The organism is Bacillus sp. FSL K6-1003, assembly GCF_037964945.1.
GTDB lineage: Bacteria > Bacillota > Bacilli > Bacillales > Bacillaceae > Bacillus > Bacillus mojavensis.
In genome coordinates, this window is record NZ_CP150176.1 from 2,973,144 (window position 1) to 2,989,747 (window position 16,604).

General features: G+C 43.4%; 12 protein-coding genes and 1 tRNA gene. 2 read left to right on the plus strand and 11 right to left on the minus strand.

What is annotated here, in order from left to right; genetic code table 11:
- Nucleotides 1–5: 5 nt before the first annotated feature.
- Entirely contained in the window at nucleotides 6–1,568 is a 1,563-nt protein-coding gene (locus tag NSU16_RS15270; protein WP_339177859.1) for an MFS transporter, read from the minus strand.
- Between the two features lie 531 nt (nucleotides 1,569–2,099).
- Here NSU16_RS15270 and NSU16_RS15275 point away from each other — a divergent pair.
- Nucleotides 2,100–2,585, plus strand: a complete 486-nt coding sequence (locus NSU16_RS15275) for a cysteine dioxygenase family protein (protein ID WP_339191395.1) — start codon at nucleotides 2,100–2,102, stop codon at nucleotides 2,583–2,585.
- A 231-nt stretch (nucleotides 2,586–2,816) separates the two neighbouring features.
- Here the strand turns inward: NSU16_RS15275 and NSU16_RS15280 are convergent.
- The 3 genes from NSU16_RS15280 to NSU16_RS15290 form a co-directional block, all read right to left on the minus strand.
- Nucleotides 2,817–2,889: transfer RNA gene (locus NSU16_RS15280), tRNA-Ala, on the minus strand.
- 107 nt (nucleotides 2,890–2,996) lie between these two features.
- Entirely contained in the window at nucleotides 2,997–3,827 is an 831-nt protein-coding gene (locus NSU16_RS15285; protein WP_010331630.1) for an undecaprenyl-diphosphate phosphatase, read from the minus strand.
- Between the two features lie 91 nt (nucleotides 3,828–3,918).
- On the minus strand, nucleotides 3,919–5,085 hold the full coding sequence (locus tag NSU16_RS15290) for an AI-2E family transporter (RefSeq protein WP_010331631.1): 1,167 nt from the start codon (nucleotides 5,083–5,085) through the stop codon (nucleotides 3,919–3,921).
- 181 nt (nucleotides 5,086–5,266) lie between these two features.
- On the opposite strand from NSU16_RS15290, the gene NSU16_RS15295 reads away from it, so the two are divergent.
- A complete protein-coding gene (locus NSU16_RS15295; protein WP_268448483.1) occupies nucleotides 5,267–6,253 on the plus strand; it encodes a Gfo/Idh/MocA family oxidoreductase in 987 nt (328 codons plus the stop codon).
- Between the two features lie 38 nt (nucleotides 6,254–6,291).
- On the opposite strand, the gene rhaA is transcribed toward NSU16_RS15295, so the two are convergent.
- The 7 genes from rhaA to mcpA form a co-directional block, all read right to left on the minus strand.
- Nucleotides 6,292–7,566, minus strand: coding sequence for an L-rhamnose isomerase (rhaA, locus tag NSU16_RS15300; protein WP_339191396.1), 1,275 nt, complete (start codon nucleotides 7,564–7,566; stop codon nucleotides 6,292–6,294).
- Between the two features lie 15 nt (nucleotides 7,567–7,581).
- Nucleotides 7,582–7,896 carry an L-rhamnose mutarotase gene (rhaM, locus tag NSU16_RS15305; RefSeq protein ID WP_339191397.1) on the minus strand — a complete coding sequence of 105 codons (315 nt, stop codon included), beginning with the start codon at nucleotides 7,894–7,896 and terminating at the stop codon, nucleotides 7,582–7,584.
- A 15-nt stretch (nucleotides 7,897–7,911) separates the two neighbouring features.
- Nucleotides 7,912–9,369, minus strand: coding sequence for a rhamnulokinase (rhaB, locus tag NSU16_RS15310; RefSeq protein WP_339191399.1), 1,458 nt, complete (start codon nucleotides 9,367–9,369; stop codon nucleotides 7,912–7,914).
- A complete protein-coding gene (locus tag NSU16_RS15315) occupies nucleotides 9,366–10,151 on the minus strand; it encodes a DeoR/GlpR family DNA-binding transcription regulator (protein WP_339191401.1) in 786 nt (261 codons plus the stop codon). Before NSU16_RS15315 ends, rhaB begins: the two co-directional genes overlap by 4 nt.
- A gap of 57 nt (nucleotides 10,152–10,208) precedes the next feature.
- Complete coding sequence (locus NSU16_RS15320; RefSeq protein ID WP_339191403.1) at nucleotides 10,209–12,278, minus strand: bifunctional aldolase/short-chain dehydrogenase; 2,070 nt, start codon at nucleotides 12,276–12,278, stop codon at nucleotides 10,209–10,211.
- Nucleotides 12,279–12,420: 142 nt separating this feature from the next.
- Nucleotides 12,421–14,409: a methyl-accepting chemotaxis protein TlpB gene (gene tlpB / locus NSU16_RS15325; protein ID WP_268448476.1), complete on the minus strand. Its 1,989-nt coding sequence runs from the start codon at nucleotides 14,407–14,409 to the stop codon at nucleotides 12,421–12,423.
- Between the two features lie 112 nt (nucleotides 14,410–14,521).
- On the minus strand, nucleotides 14,522–16,507 hold the full coding sequence (gene mcpA, locus NSU16_RS15330; RefSeq protein ID WP_339191406.1) for a methyl-accepting chemotaxis protein: 1,986 nt from the start codon (nucleotides 16,505–16,507) through the stop codon (nucleotides 14,522–14,524).
- Nucleotides 16,508–16,604 lie beyond the last annotated feature (97 nt).

Consider the following 16,604-nt stretch of genomic DNA (forward strand, 5'->3'; position numbering starts at 1 on the left):
AGTGATCAAGTATCTATTTTTGTAAGACCGTGCTGTTTAAAATGTCTGAGCGCATCACGATATTCTTGATCATGTATGACTTTATGAGATTTTACCGCAGCCTTTGTCAATCCATGTGAGGAAACAGCCGGTTTTTCCGGAGCTGGTTTTCCTTTATCATGAGGCTTATGAGCCAGCTTGTGTCCCATCCCTGTGGCATTCATACAAAACGATAAACAAACGAGCAGCACGCTCAGGATAAAAGAAATCAAAAAGAGATCATGATAGGCAGTCATCATCGCATCCTGCATTGATCCATTTTGTCTGGCAGCATCCTTTTTCGTGAAATAGCCGATCAGGATAGGCACACCCATATAGATAAACAATCTTAAAAACTGAACAGCTGTCATTCTTTTGACCAGATCAGGAAGCGGGCCGCCCATTGCGGCTCCCATTAGTCCTGCTGCGACCGTCAGACCGGTTCCTGCTGCCAGCATAATGAACAGCGCCGCAAACACATAGAGAGATGATTGATACTGCATATGAAGCCATTGAACATTCACAAAAACGAGAATGAGAGAACCTATAATCCCCAGTATCCCTGGTCCGACTTTATCATATAACAGAGCACTCGCAATAGCCGCGATGGCCACTCCGATCAATAGAGTCATGTTTAAAAGAATGAGATGATCTCGGGAAATATCATACATTTGACGAAGCAAGCCTTGAAAAGCTGCCAGGCTGACAGCTACCGTAATCGTTCCTGCCGCTATGATAAATAAACCGAGCACAGGTTTAGGCAGCAGCATCTGTTTAATAGAGATGAAAGGGTTTTTCACCTTATATTCTACAATGAACAGAATGATGAGCAAACATAAAGCAACCCCAAAACCAGCCCGTACATAACCTGATGAAAAGCCCCATTTTTGCAGAATAATAAATGTAAACGCTGAGGTTGCGGCCACACATACAGATAAAATGATTCCTGCTCTGTCGAGTGATGACTGTTCCTTTTCTACTACCCCATGATGCTCATCATAGAGAAAGAAATAACTCACTGCGATGCCGATCAAAGACAGTGTGCCAAAGGTAAAAAACAGCCATCTCCAGTGGCCGTAGCTCAACGCGATCGTTCCTAGAATCGAACCGATAATAACAGAGCCATAGAACCCGCCGATAAGTACCAGTAATGCGTAATTCCGGCGTTCAATCGGAAATGACAGAACAAGCATCGGAATCATAATCATCAGCATGACACCTGTAGCCGCTCCCTGTAAAAAGCGTCCTGCCGCCATCCATGCAATATCGCTTGAAAATGCGAAGAGCAGAGAGCCAAGTATAAAAACGGGTAATGAAGCCAGATAGATCGGACGGGCGCCGAATTTTTTCCTTAGCAGCGGCCCTGCCGGAACTAATAAAGCGAAGGCCATATTGCCGATCAATATTGGATTTACTGATGTGAAGTCACTTGTTCCAACCGTCTTCTGAACAAGGCCTTGAACTGACGACAATGCCGTGTTAGACATCAATCCCGGCCCGACCGCTAAAACAGCGAGCAAAGAAATCACCCAATAGTGTTTTGTCTTCATGTTGTCATTCCTTCCTGTATGAATACATAAGAACACTTCTTTTTTTGAATACAAAAGAAGCTAATAGATTTTGGAATGCCATTAGCTTTTATTCTGGTTCTCTCCCCATCACGGGAAATGATATGATTTTATGATGATATGTGAAAAAATGAGCATATACTCAAACATTATTCCAAATCGATTGTGTTTTGTCAATGGCGCATATTTCAAGCACAAAACAAAAGCCTGAACACCTTTTGCACGGTATCGTGACTTATGAGTCCCTGCTTGCTCCCTCAAGCGATTCAAAGTAGGCCGTTTTAAAAGTTCACCAGAAAATCCTTCCAGTCTTCGTCTTAGGTCATGACGCACCTTTCAATTCACTGTTTTTATCAAAATTCCAACTAATAAACTCGAATAAGATGGACCGCACAATTTTTTTGTGTTCACTAGGCGTTTACCGCCTCTAAATTGCATATGGGTAAATACCATGAACTAATCTGCGAAATACCAATGCTAGTCAATTCTAAATGATCCGCGAGGTAAAAACGAATGGAACTGTATGAGTATATCGAAGAAATGTTTAGCGGCTTGAAAAATCCATCGGTTAAAGATTTGGCAGCTTCTTTAAAACAAATTCCAAACGCGGCAGAATTAAGTCAACGATATATAAAGGAGCCAGACCAGTACGCTTACGGCCAAAATGCCATTTATAGAAACAATCAATTAGAAATGATCTTGATTCACATTCCCCCAAACAAGGAGACAGCAGTCCACGATCATGGCCAATCCATTGGTTGTGCAATGGTGTTAGAAGGAAAACTTCTCAATTCTATTTATCGCTCAACCGGCGATCATGCAGAACTCTCCAATTCATATTTTGTCCACAAAGGAGAATGTCTTATTTCAACGAAAGGGTTAATTCACAAAATGTCCAATCCTACTTCCGAACGGATGGTGTCTCTTCATGTGTACTCACCCCCTTTGGAAGACATGACGGTCTTTAAAGAACAAAGTGGTGTATTGGAAAATTCATGATTTACAGGGGAACTGCTTTACTTGATTAGTTGTTATCAGTCATTTTTCAAAACAAACCCAGGAGCCTAACGAAGGAAATATCTGACTTTATCGTTAGAGATGTATACGCCCCTTATATACTAAAAATGAAATGCTTCTGGGGATATTTGAATTTGGATCAACAGAAGAGTTCAGAATGAAACCTTTCCATTAAAAACAAAAAAACCCTTATAGAATAAGGGTTTACAGGTATGGAGCCAAGGGGGCTCGAACCCCTGACCTCTACGCTGCCAGCGTAGCGCTCTCCCAGCTGAGCTATGGCCCCGTATGTAACGTCATGTTTATTATAGACGATTTTTTTTTGAAAAACAAGCTGTTCCTTTCTAATTAACAGAAAAAAATAAGGCCCTTTCCAGAGCCTTATTTTTCGATTCACATCATAAACAAAAGCAAAATGACGCCGAGAATGATTCGGTAGATTGCAAACGGAACAAGTTTGATTTTGTTAATCAGTCTTAGGAAGAACCGGACCACAAACAGCGCGACAACAAAGGCACAGATAAAGCCGACGATAAAAAATGGCATCAAATCTGAGCTTAAGCTGTCCCAATGCTTCACTAGGCTTAAGGTGCTGGCTCCCATCATAATCGGCATTGCCATAATAAATGTGAAATCGGCTGCCGCACGGTGATTCAATCCGAGAATAACGCCGCCGGAAATGGTTGAACCGGAGCGTGAGAAACCCGGCCAAAGGGCAAGACATTGGAATAAACCGACACCGATTGCCTGCTTATATGAAATACGGTCTAGGGTGTCTGTCGTTTCTTTCCGTTTATTAATCCAATCGGCCGCAAGCATTAAAACTGCCCCGGCAATGAGGCCGATGGCCACGGTGCGGACTGAAAATAAATATTCATCAATATAATCCTCAAACAAAAAGCCGAGAACCGCGGCCGGCACAAGCCCTACTGCGATTTGGGCAATGCTTAATTTGTGACCATGCTCTTGGTCACTCGTGATATTTTTTTTCAAGCCAAGCAAATTTAAAATCCTGTCTTTAAACACGATAGCAACCGCTAAAATAGAGCCAAGCTGAATGACAACTTTAAATGAGTTGGCAGCTTCCTCAGACATGAGACTGCCTGATTTAAGCCAGATATCGTCCACTATAATCATATGTCCTGTCGAAGAAACCGGCGCGTACTCTGTTAATCCTTCTACGATTCCTAAAATGGCAGCTACAAACAATTCCCATAGAGTCATGATTTTAATTCTCCCCATTAGACATTTATTTTTTACATAACGGGAGCCTTCCATAAATGGAAAGCCCGTCTTATATAACTATAAATGAAATTTATGCTTTATGACTCTTTGCATTTTCATTTTTTTCTTCATCGTATAGATGCGACTGCATTTTAAACCAGTCAAATAAATGTGTCGTAATGACTTTGGTAACCGCATAACCCGGAATGGCAAGAATAATTCCAATAACACCAAACAGCTTGCCGGCAGTTAACAGCAGAAAAATAATGGTGATTGGATGGATATGAAGGTTTTTCCCCATAATTTGCGGGGAGATCAGTTTCCCTTCAATAAGCTGAACAATCGTCCAAACGATCACGAGCTTGAGCAGCATCAGAGGCGATGTCACAATAGCGATAATAATCGCAGGCGTAATGGCGATTGTCGGTCCTAAATACGGCACGATGCTTGTACAAGCCGCAATAACGGCAAGTAATGAAGCGTAATCCAGTCCGATGATCAAATAGCCGATAAACAGCAAAAATCCAATGCAGAAGCTGACAATGACCTGTCCTCTGATATAAGAACTCAGCCGATGATTCATTTCGCTTAATACCGTGTATGTTTGTTCTTTTAATTGTGTCGGTACAAACTTCAGTATGTAGATCGGCAATTTCTTTCCGTCCTTTAACAGATAGAAAAGAATAAATGGAACTGTCACGATCGAAATGATAATCTCAGTTAGGGCGCCGATAAAATTCCCAACGCCGGTAAAGGTGCTGTTTACAATCGTCGCTGCCTGATCTGACACCTTTGTCGCGAGATCAGATATATTAATGTTCATCGTTTGCTGCGCCTGATTCACAAAGTTACTTCCGATCAGCTCTTTTGTCTGATTCTCAACAACATCCACATATCTCGGGATGTTGTCAATCAAGCTCATAATTTGTTCTTTTAAAAAGGGGATGATGGATACAATCGTAATCGTGATCAGCCCGATAATCAACAGATATAACAGCACAATGGAATAGACTCTTCTGATTCTTCTTCTCTCAAGGAAATCAACGACAGGGTTTAACAGATAGAAAACAATGCCTGTTAAAATAATCGGAAGCGATATCGTTTTGAGCAGAACAATGATCGGGGTGAAAATAAATGATGTTTTTGTAAATACGAGAATATTTAAACCAATCAGCAGCAGCACAAGCAGAAATAGAACAAACTTGTTGTCCAAGAAAAAACGCTTGAATCTGCCGCTCCATGTTTGCAACGTCTCCACTATCGTTCCTCCGTCATACATAGTTTAAGTAAATTGTACACTATCGTACCTATAATGAAAAATAAAAACCGCTAATTGCTGGAAAAACTTCCTTATCTAAAAAAATATGATGTAATCTATCATGTGGGTTACTCCTTTTTAAGCTATAATTTAGCTATATCATACAAAAGGAGCGATATGCGTGATACGATTTGCAATAGTAGGAACCAACTGGATTACAGACCGCTTTCTAGAAGCAGCTTCAGAAATTGAAGATTTTCATCTTACAGCCGTTTATTCAAGAACGCCTGAGCGCGCTGCTGAGTTTGCTGCTCGGCATGGGGCTGCACATGCCTTCTCAGATCTTCAGAAAATGGCGGCAAGCGATGACTTTGATGCTGTATATCTCGCCAGCCCGAATGCTCTTCACAAGGAGCAGGCGATCCTCTTTATGAATCATGGCAAACATGTGCTATGCGAGAAACCGCTTGCTTCAAATGCCAGAGAAACAGAAGAGATGATTTCAGCCGCTAAAGCGAATGGAGTTGTCCTCATGGAAGCAATGAAGACCACATTCCTGCCTAATTTTAAAGAGCTGAAAAAACACTTCCATAAAATCGGCTCAATCCGCAGATTTACCGCAAGCTACTGTCAGTACTCTTCAAGATATGATGCGTATAGAAACGGAACTGTTTTGAACGCGTTTCAGCCTGAGCTGTCTAACGGCTCATTGATGGATATCGGCATCTATTGTATTTACCCTGCCGTTGTGCTGTTTGGAGAGCCGAAAGCCGTGAAAGCGAACGGCTACACTTTATCTTCCGGCGTTGATGGAGAAGGCACCGTCATTCTCTCATATGACGGGTTTGAGGCCGTACTGATGCATTCTAAAATCTCAACTTCCTACGCGCCTGCTGAAATCCAAGGAGAGGACGGGACAATTGTGTTGGATACGATCCATCGTCCTGAACGAGTGGAAATTCGCTATCGCGACGGCCGTCTGGAAAACATTTCGCTCTCTGATCCTAAACCGGCAATGTTTTACGAAGCGGCTGAATTTGTTTCACTCGTGAAAGAGAAGAAGCAGGAATCTGAAGAAAATACATATGAACGCTCCTTGATCACTGCGAAAATCATGGAAGAAGCAAGAAAACAAATGGGGATTGTCTACCCTGCTGATCAAGCCTAAAAAAACGCCCGCGGCATGTTGCACGCGGGCGTTTTTTTTTAAATAATCGGTGAGGATGCCTGCCTTTTGAAAAGCACGTTTTGTTCATATTCTTTGATATCATTGAGCCAAGCCTCTTTTACCGGCACTCCCATTTGCTCACAGTAATAATCCCAGATGGCACCGAAAGGATAGGTTTTAAATTCCTCCATCAGCGCCAGCCTTTCTGTAAAGCGCCCCTCTTCTTGCAATTGTTTTAAATGGTTATTCGGGAGAAGCAAAGCGTACATTAAAGCTTTTATCATATTTCTCGTTCCAATAGTCCAGGCGGCGACACGGTTAATGCTGGCATCGAAAAAGTCCAGACCGATGGCGACTTTCTCTAATGCCTGGTTACGGACGATTTCAAGGGCGATTTCTCTCAATTCATCGTCTAACATCACGACATGGTCACTGTCCCAGCGAACGGGGCGGGATACGTGCAAGGCGAGTTTGTCTGTGTAAAGCAGCATCGCCGAGATCTTGTTTGATACCGTTTCTGTCGGGTGAAAATGTCCTGTATCGAGCAAGCATAACTTATGGTTCGTTAAAGCATAGGCCAAATAAAACTCATGAGACCCGACGACATATGACTCTGATCCAAGTCCGAACAGCTTGCTCTCGACCGAATCGACATTGTAGTCTTCACTGATTTCCTCTTGGAATATCCGATCCAATGATTCCTTTAATCTTTTGCGCGGCGTCAGCCTGTCACTCGGAATATCCTTATAGCCGTCCGGAATCCAAATATTCGTCAAGCAAGGCGTGCCTAATTCTTTGCCGAAATACGCTCCGATGCGGCGGCACGCGATGCAGTGATGAATCCAAAACTCCCGGATGGAGGGATCAGGGTGTGCGAGTGTAAGCCCGTCATCCGCTTTCTCATGTGAAAACAGTGTCGGATTGAAATCTAATCCGATACCAAGACCCTTCGCCCACTTCACCCAATTTTCAAAGTGATGCGGCTTTAGCTGATCACGTTCTACAACTTCTCCGTTTGTTTCTGCGTATATTGCGTGCAGATTGACCCGATGATTTCCAGGAATGAGAGATAGAGCTTTCTCCAGATCTCTTCTTAGTTCTTCCGGGGTTTGCGCTTTTCCGGGATAATTGCCTGTCACGTCAATTCCGCCGGAAAGCTTACCCTTATTAACTTCAAACCCTTCAATGTCGTCACCTTGCCAGCAGTGGATTGAGATCGGAACTTGCTGCAATTGCCTGAACACAGCTTCAACATCAATTCCCCATTTTTCATATTCTTGTTTTGCGCTGTCATAATTCGCTTTTATCGTCATACGGCTCTCTCCCTTTTATTCGAAATAAAAGACTTCCTTCAGATCGATTGAAACGGGACTGTCATCGGCGTTTGTTTTCATTAATGGCGCCATTGATTTCCACCATCTGCGGCACACCTCTGTTTCCGCCATGTTCCTCCACTTTTCCTCATCCTCTATCTCTAAATAAGCAAATAACCGGCCTGTCTCTTCGTCTAAAAAAATAGAATAGTGATGCGCCCCATGGGCTTTAAGCGCGTCTGCCATTTCTGGCCAAATGTCATCATGCCGCTGTTTGTATTCCTTGAATTTATCTTTATGGACGAACATGATACTCGCTTTTCTTTTCAAGCTGATCACCTCTTTTTATTTAGATAACGCTTTCAAAACAGTTTGATGATAGGACTGAAGGATGGCGCTTCTGTCAGCATCTTTAGGCAGAAACACTTTAAGTGGAAAGGAGTTTCTGACGGTCTTGCGGGCCTGGTTTACGTCCTTTATTTCTTTGGCGGCAATCATTTGCATCAGCAGATTTCCGATGGCTGTCGCCTCAGCAGGTCCGGCGTATACCGTTTTTCCGCTCATATCAGCGGTTAATTGATTTAAGAAGTCGTTTTGGGCGCCTCCTCCGATAATATGAAGCTGTTGAATGTTTTTCCCTGTAATGGTTTCTAGTTCTGAGATGGCTATCGCATAGATGATGGCTAAATTGCTGTAGATACAGCAGGCAAGCTCGCCTGCTGTGTGAGGAATCTGTTGGAAGGTTTCTCTGCAATAATGTTGTATTTCCTTTATCATGTCATCCGGATTCAGAAAACGATCATCATTTAAGTTGATAAACTGCTGAAACGGTTTTGTTTTTCCGGCTTCTTCTGCCAGTTGCTGAAAATTGTAATCTTCTCGTAATTGTCTTCGAATTTCTTGTATCACCCACATGCCAATGATGTTTTTCAAGAAACGAATGGTGTTGTTTGCGCCGCGTTCATTTGTATAATTGTTTTTCAATGCGAGTTCATTTATAATCGGTGTTTCGTTCTCCATTCCGATTAGCGACCATGTTCCGCTGCTGATATACGCCCAATCATTGTTTATACCTGGTGCGGCGAGGACAGCTGAAGCAGTATCATGCGTTGCGACGGTAATCACCCTGCAAGCCGGCAGATCATAGGCTGGAAACCATTCATTTCTTAGCATGCCGAGCTCCTGTCCCGGTTCAGTCAGCGGCGGAAATTGCTGTGCCTTAACAGACACGGCTTTGAGCAATTCGGGATCAAACTTTCCTGTTGAGGGGTTTAAGAGCTGTGTCGTGGACACATTTGTGATTTCTGCTGCTGCTTTGCCGGTTAAGCAATAGCCTAAATAATCCGGCACCATTAAAATCTGCGCTGTTTTTCTCAGCAGCTCTTGGTCTTCTTCATATAATTGATAGATCGTGTTAAAAGGCAGAAATTGAATGCCTGTTTTTTGATAGATTGTTTCTTTTGATACCGTTTGCGTAAGCTTTTCCATTGTGTTCTCTGTTCTTTTATCCCGGTATGATATGACTTCTCGTAAGCGGCTGCCTTTCTCATCCAGCAAGACGTAATCAACGGCCCATGTATCAATGCCGACGGTGCAGCAGTCATAGCCAAGGGCTTTCACCTTTTGCAGCCCTTGCAGGATTTGCTCTAACAAGTGATCAATATCCCAATAGCAATGTCCGTTTCTTTGCATGAAGCCGTTTGCGAATCGGTGAATCTCTTGTACCGCAAGCTTTCCTTCCTGGAGTTCGCCTATGATGAATCTCCCGCTTGATGCCCCTATATCAACAGCAGCATATATCATCCTTTCACCCTTTCTTTAGGAAGGGGGACGGCTGTCACTTTCACATTCTTTTCTTCAAGTGCTTTTACCGATACCGGATCAAGTCCAGAATCAGTAATGATGCAGCTGACATCTCGCAAAGAGGCGATATGTGAAAACTCGCGGTTCCCCCATTTGCTTGAATCGGCCATCAGAATGGTCTGGTCAGACCTTTCAATCATCCGTATTTTGAGCAGTGCCTGCCACTCATTTGAGTCGCTCATTCCATGTTCCATATCAAACCCTTGGCAGGACAGAAAGGTTTTATTTACATGATAGGTTTCAAGTGAACGCTCAGCTAACGGTCCCGCAAATGATAATGACTTTGTCAGCAAGATACCGCCGGTTGAAATAACTGATATCTTTTGTTTTTTGCTCAGTTCAAAGGCTGCCTTCATTGAGTTTGTAATGACGGTGAGCTCAATATCAGGGAGTATTTTCGCCATGTACCATGCAGTGGTGCTTGCATCGAGAATGATTCGGTCACCGCTTTTTACATATTTGGCCGCTTCATGAGCAATGGCTTTTTTCTCTTTTACATTTGTAATTTCACGTTCAGAAAAATGAATTTCTGACTCCTGCTGCTGAATGCTGACCGCACCTCCGTGGCTGCGGCTCAGCTTATGCTCTTTCTCAAGCTTCTCAAGATCACGCCGAATCGTTTCTTCTGTGACAGAAAATAGGTCACTCAGTTCGGATACGCGGATGCTTAAACGCTTATTCACTAGTTCGACTATTTTTTTCTGCCGTTCTGCTACTAACATCGATAACGTCCTTCCTCAATAATATCCGTCTTGTGGTTCCCATATCATAGCATACTTCTAACGCGTAAAAGCTGCCGGGACGCCGCCGTCTACTGTAACCATACATCCTGTCGTCTTTTCGGCTTTAGAAGAAGCCAGGAACGCGATTGATTCGGCAATATCCTGCGGGTAAATATTAACCAAAAGCGTCGTGCGTTTCCGATAATGTTCCTCTAGTTGATCCTGCTCTATTCCATATGCCGCAGCCCGTTCCTCCCGCCAGCTTGATCCCCAAATGGCTGAGCCTTGGAGAACCGCGTCAGGCAAAACTGAGTTTACTCGAATGCCGTATTCTCCTCCTTCTGCCGCAATACATCGTGCCAGATGGGTTTCAAGCGCTTTTACCGAACTGTAGGCTGAAGCGTTTTTTCCCGCATAGACAGCGTTTTTTGATCCTACAAACACCATGCTTCCGCCTATGTTTTGCTGTTTCATTTGCTTAAACGCTTCGCGGGCCACGAGGAAATAGCCGGTTCCCAATACATTGATGTTGAGATTCCATTCTTTTAGACTAGTTTCGTCAAAAGGGCTTGATGTTGCCAGCCCGGCATTATTAACGACAATGTCAATTCCGCCGTAGGTAAGCGCTGCTTGTTCAAAGGCAGACTGTACCTCTTGTTCGTTTGTCACATCCATTTTGACAGCCATTGCGCGTCCTTCTCCGTACGTTTCGTTTATTTCCTCGGCAATTTTTTGTGCGCCTTCTATATTCAAGTCAGCCGCAATTACGTGTCCGCCTTCGGCCGCAAAGCGTCGGCAGGCTGCACTTCCGATTCCGCCGGCTCCACCTGTTACCAATGCTACTTTTCGAGAAAATTCTGCTTCCGGCGGGGCCAGCGTGAGTTTATATAATTCCAGCGGCCAGTATTCAACATGATAGGATTCATTTTCGTTTAGTGAAACAAATTGTCCGAGTGAGGTAGAGCCTTTCATTACAGCAATAGCTCTCTGATATAAAGCACCGCTTACTTTTGACATGGCAAGGCTTTTTCCCGTATTGACCATTCCAATGCCAGGAATCAAGATGACACGCGGCGCTGATTCAAAGATTTGATCGCCTTCCTGTTGATTGCGTGCAAAGTAAGCTTGATACTCTGCTTTGAAGCGCTCGATCCCTGACTTCAGCAGATCCTCCAGCTCCTGTGCATCTTGCGTTTCCGGATTCCATTCAATGTACAGCGGGACACGCTTTGTATGAACGAGGTGATCCGGACACGCAGCGCCGATTTGAGAAAGCTCCGGCGCTTGCACGCTGTTTACAAATTCTAATACCTCTTCATGATCGTCATAGGAGAGGATCATTTGCTTTTCATCGCTTACAGCTCCTCGGATAACTGGCATGATACCCGCCAGAATTTGTTTCCGCTTATCTGCTGGCAGTGACTCGTATCGCCTTCCGCCGAATCGCTGTTTTTGGTTGATGCGTTCATGAATGTACTGCTCGGCTTCTTGAATAATGGAGATCGTTTTCTCATAACACTTCTCTGACGTATCTCCCCAAGTGACTAAGCCGTGTTTTTCCATTAAGACAAGCTCAGCATTTGGATTGTTTGCCACGCCGTCTGCGATCATTTTAGACAGAGTAAATCCCGGGCGAACGTATGGCACCCACACAAACCGGCTGCCGTAAATATCTTCGGCAATTTGTTTTCCATTATCAGCGCAGCAAATGCTGATAATCGCATCCGGATGGGTATGGTCAACATGATTGTATGGCAAAAATGCGTGTAAGAGTGTTTCAATGGAAGGGCGGGGATGTTTGCTGTCTATCATACAATGAGACAAGTAATCTACCATTTCTTCATCAGACATCTGATCTCTTTCGATCAGGGGACAGATGTCATCTAATCTCAGACCGGTAAAGTTATGCGCTTTCATTGTTGCCAAGTCTGAGCCGCTTCCTTTTACCCACATCACTTCTATTTCGCGGCCTCTGAAATCCTTCTCCGTTGTTTTCATCGACGTATTGCCGCCGCCCCAGTTGCATACAGTGCGGTCTGCTCCGATTAAATTGGACCGATACACCAATTCTTCAACACCCTTTAATAGCTGGGCGGCATGTTCTGAATCCCATACATATTTCACCATTTTCATCTTCCTCCGTCCCTTTTACTTGTATCCGCTTTCATTATATATCATGTTTGTTTGTTTTTGAATACCTTTTGTTTATTTTTGTTTTTACTAAGAAACAAAAAAGAAAGCAGCAAAGATATGCCGCTTTCTTTTTCTATTAAGATTCAATTTTAAATTTTTTCGTAATGTCTTGAAGTTCTTCCGCCATGTTCGCCAATGTTTCAGCTGAAGAGCTGATTTCCTCCATAGACGCAAGCTGTTCTTCCGCCGAAGCCGCGATATCTTGAATGCCCGCTGAGCTTTCTTTTGCTACTTCGGAAATTTCCTCAACCGCACTTGATACTTCCTGTGATCCGACTGACAGCTGTTCAACCGTTGCATTCAGATTTTGCAATTCACCGGATATTTGCGATGTCATCTCGTAGATTTGCTTAAAGCTTTCAGCTGTTTGGTCTGTAATTTGCAAGCCTTCTTTAACTTCATGATTCACGGATTGGAACATAGAGAGTGATGTGCTGATTTCTCTGACAATCTCTTGAATTAATCCTTCAATTTCCTTCGCAGAATGTGCTGATTGCACAGCAAGTTTTCTGACCTCTTCTGCTACAACAGAGAAACCTCTGCCGTATTCTCCGGCTCTGGCTGCCTCAATTGCTGCATTTAGAGCCAACAAGTTCGTTTGATCTGCAATGCCGTTAATGACATTTAAGATGCTGGTAATGTCCTGAGATTTTGTTTCAAGCCCTTTGACAACCGCTTCCGCTTTTTGAACGGATTCATCGATTGTCTTCATTTGGCCGACTGTGTGCTCTACCAGTTTTTCTCCGCTTCCGGCTGCCTCAGAGGACTGGATCGAAGACTTCGTAATGGTTGATGAAGCCTGAGCCACTTTTGATATGCCATGGTTCATTTGAGAAAGATGATCTGAGCTCGTTTCCAATTTCTCACTTTGCGCCTCGTTGCCATTTGAAAACTGTTCGATTGCCAGCGTAATGTGTTCAGTCGCCTTGCTCGTTTGGGCTGCACTTGCCGTCAGTTCTTCGGAAGAGGATGCCACATTTTCTACAGATGTTTGAATAACACCGATGACAGAACGCAATGATTCAGACATTTCGTTAAAGCTTTCTCCTAGCTGGCCAAACTCATTTTTCGACTGAATATCAATCACTTCCGTTAAATCTCCGCTGCTGATTTTCGCAGAGGTTGAAACCAGCTTTCTTAACGGTTTTGTGATGGCGCGTATAATAAAGAGAATGAGTATGCCGCCGATAACAATGGACACACATAGAATGATAACGGCAGTGTTCAGTACCGGACTTGAAGCATCTTGCAATTCACTGACAAAGTACGTACCCGCAATTTTCCATCCCGTCAGTTTATTTGTCGTAAATGCCATTTTCTTTTCTTTGCCTTCGAAGGTATATTGAAATGAACCGTCTGCTTTTGAATATACCTCTTTTGTCCAGTCGCCGGATCCAGTTGTTCCAGGCTTAATCGTCGGATGGGCGATATATTTTTTGTTGCCTGTTGTAATAAATGCAAAGCCGTTTTTACCGATTTTTATTCTCTGAGAAGCTGCCAGCACTTCATCCAGATTTAAATCAAGCGCTATGACCCCTGAGCCATCTTTTAATTGTTTGGAAATTGTAATAACGATATCCCCTGTCGCTTCGTCAGTATATGGCTCTGAGAATACAGCCTGTCCTTTTTTCGCAACAGCCTGTTTGTACCAGTCACGTCCTGTCGGATCGAAACCTTTAGGAACGCCGCTTTCCGGATATTTGTAGAGCTTTTTATTTTCTGAAGCCGCATAGATTGCTCCTACATCGGCATTTAGTGTCGTGTACTGTTTAAATTTTTCATTCAGTAAGGTTTTGTTTTTGCCTTGCAATATGTCTTTATCAATCGTCTCACTGTAATAATCAATTGCTTTTACTTTATGATTCAATTTGTTTTCAAGTGTGCTGTTGAGTTCTTCAACGTTTCCTATTGCACTATTTGTGAGTTCCCTGTCCAGTGCGTTCCAAGCTGATTGATAACTGAAATATGCTAATACCCCAATCGGCAAAATGAGCACTGTCAGAAACGCAGCGATAAGCGGTTTGCTGATTGATGGCTGTTTGATCCAATGTATGAATTTTCCCATTCTCGATAATTCCTCCTTTAAGCTAAAAATAATATCGTCAAGCTAGGACAAAAGCTTTAATAAAAAAACTAAAAAAAACACCCAGGTGCAGAAGCCTGGGTGTTTCGACTAATTATTCGATTTTGAATCGTTTTGTCATATCGCGAAGCTCTTCAGCCATGCTTGAAAGTGTTTCTGCTGATGAGCTGATTTCTTCCATAGAAGCAAGCTGCTCTTCGGCTGATGCCGCGATATCTTGAATGTGGGCTGAGCTCTCTTTTGAAATCGATGCAATATGCTCAGACGCTCCCGATACCTCTTCAGAGCTGGCAGAAAGCTGCTGCACCGTGGCACTCATGTTTTGCAGTTCTCCGGCTATCTGGTTTGTCATTTCAGAGATTCGTTTAAAGCTTGTCTCTGTTTGATCTGTGATGTCAAGGCCTGTTTGCACCTCTTGGTTTACAGACTGGAACATGCCGAGAGATGTGTTGATTTCTTTCACAATTTCAATGATGAGTGCTTCAATTTCTTTAGCTGAATCAGCGGACTGTACAGCCAGTTTTCTGACTTCTTCCGCTACGACGGAGAAGCCGCGCCCGTATTCGCCTGCGCGCGCCGCTTCAATGGCAGCGTTTAATGCAAGCAGGTTCGTCTGGTCAGCAATACCGTTAATCACGCGCAGAATGTTTGTGATGTCTTTTGATTTGGTTTCCAATCCGCGAACAACTTGTTCCGCCTCTTTTACGGACTTGTCTATCACGTTCATTTGGCCGACAGTCTGATGAACAAGCTGTCCGCCCGCACTCGCGATTTCTGTCGATTGAACAGATGAATCTGTAATGACTTCAGAGGCTTGAGCCATATTCGTCAATCCGTCATTCATCTGATAAATATGCTCTGCCGCTGTTTCGATGTTTTCATTTTGTTTTTCATTGCCATTTGAAAATTGTTCAATCGCCAATGTGATATGCTCGGTCGCCTTGCTTGTTTGCGCGGCTGATGCCGTCAATTCCTCAGAGGAAGCGGCAACATTGTCTACCGAATCCTGAATGGCGTGTATGAGAGAGCGAAGTGAAGACGCCATATTGTTAAAGCTTTTGCCCAGTTCGCCCAGTTCATCTTTTGAACGGATATCAATCGTTTCTGTTAAATCTCCTTCACTGATCCGTTTTGAAGATCCAACAAGCTGTTTCAGCGGCGTCGTGATCGATCGAATAACCAATGTCATTACGATAATACCGACGAGAATGGCTGCAATCAGGACAATTGTTGCGAGGTGAAGTACAGGCTTAGCCGCATCATGAATCTCGTCCAGATACATCGTTCCGCCTATCTTCCATCCCGTTAGCTTGTTCGTATCAAAGGCCATTTTTTTCTTATCGCCGTTCATGCTGTATTGAAAATCGCCTTTATCGGCAGACAGCATCTGTTCAAGCCAGTCGCCTTTCAATTCGGTTCCTGAAGTCTCATTAGGATGCGCAACGACCTTTTTGTCTTTCGTCATAATAAAAGCATAGCCTTCTTTGCCGATGTTCACTTGTTTCGTCGTTTTCAGCAGGTTATCAATCGTCATGTTGATTGCGATAACGCCTGATCCGTCTTTTGTCTGCTGGGCAATCGTCACAACCATTGTGTTCGTAGATGCTGTTTTGTATGGATCTGTTATGACGACTTTGCCATTATTGGCAACCGCTTTTTTGTACCAGTCCCGTTCAACGGGATTATAATCGCTTGGCATCGGCAGATCTGGGTAACGGGTAAAGCGCCCGTCTTTGTCACTTGTATAAATAGATTCTACGTCTTTATTAATTTTAATATATTGTGAGAATTTCTCTTCAATGCTGGCATTGCTCTTTGCTTTATATTTCTTTTGTGTCAGCCATTCGCTGAAGTATTCGGCGCTGTTTTCTTTTTCTCCGATGCTGGTGTTAATGATTTCGTTTAGTTGCTGTACATTTTCTAATGCGCTTCCCATCATCTGTCTGTCGAGCGAGCTGCTGGCAGATCCATAAGCAATCGCCGCTAATATGGCAACTGGTATGACGAGAATCGATAGAAAGGAAACAAGAAGCTTCCGTGTAATTGATCTCTGTTTGATAAGTTGGAGTATTTTTTTCATCAGTTCATTTCTCCTTTTTTATGCTACCCTTCATATCGGCTGAAAATGGGTAAATATATACATTAAAAAAGAAGAAATTCAAGAAAAATAACTAAAT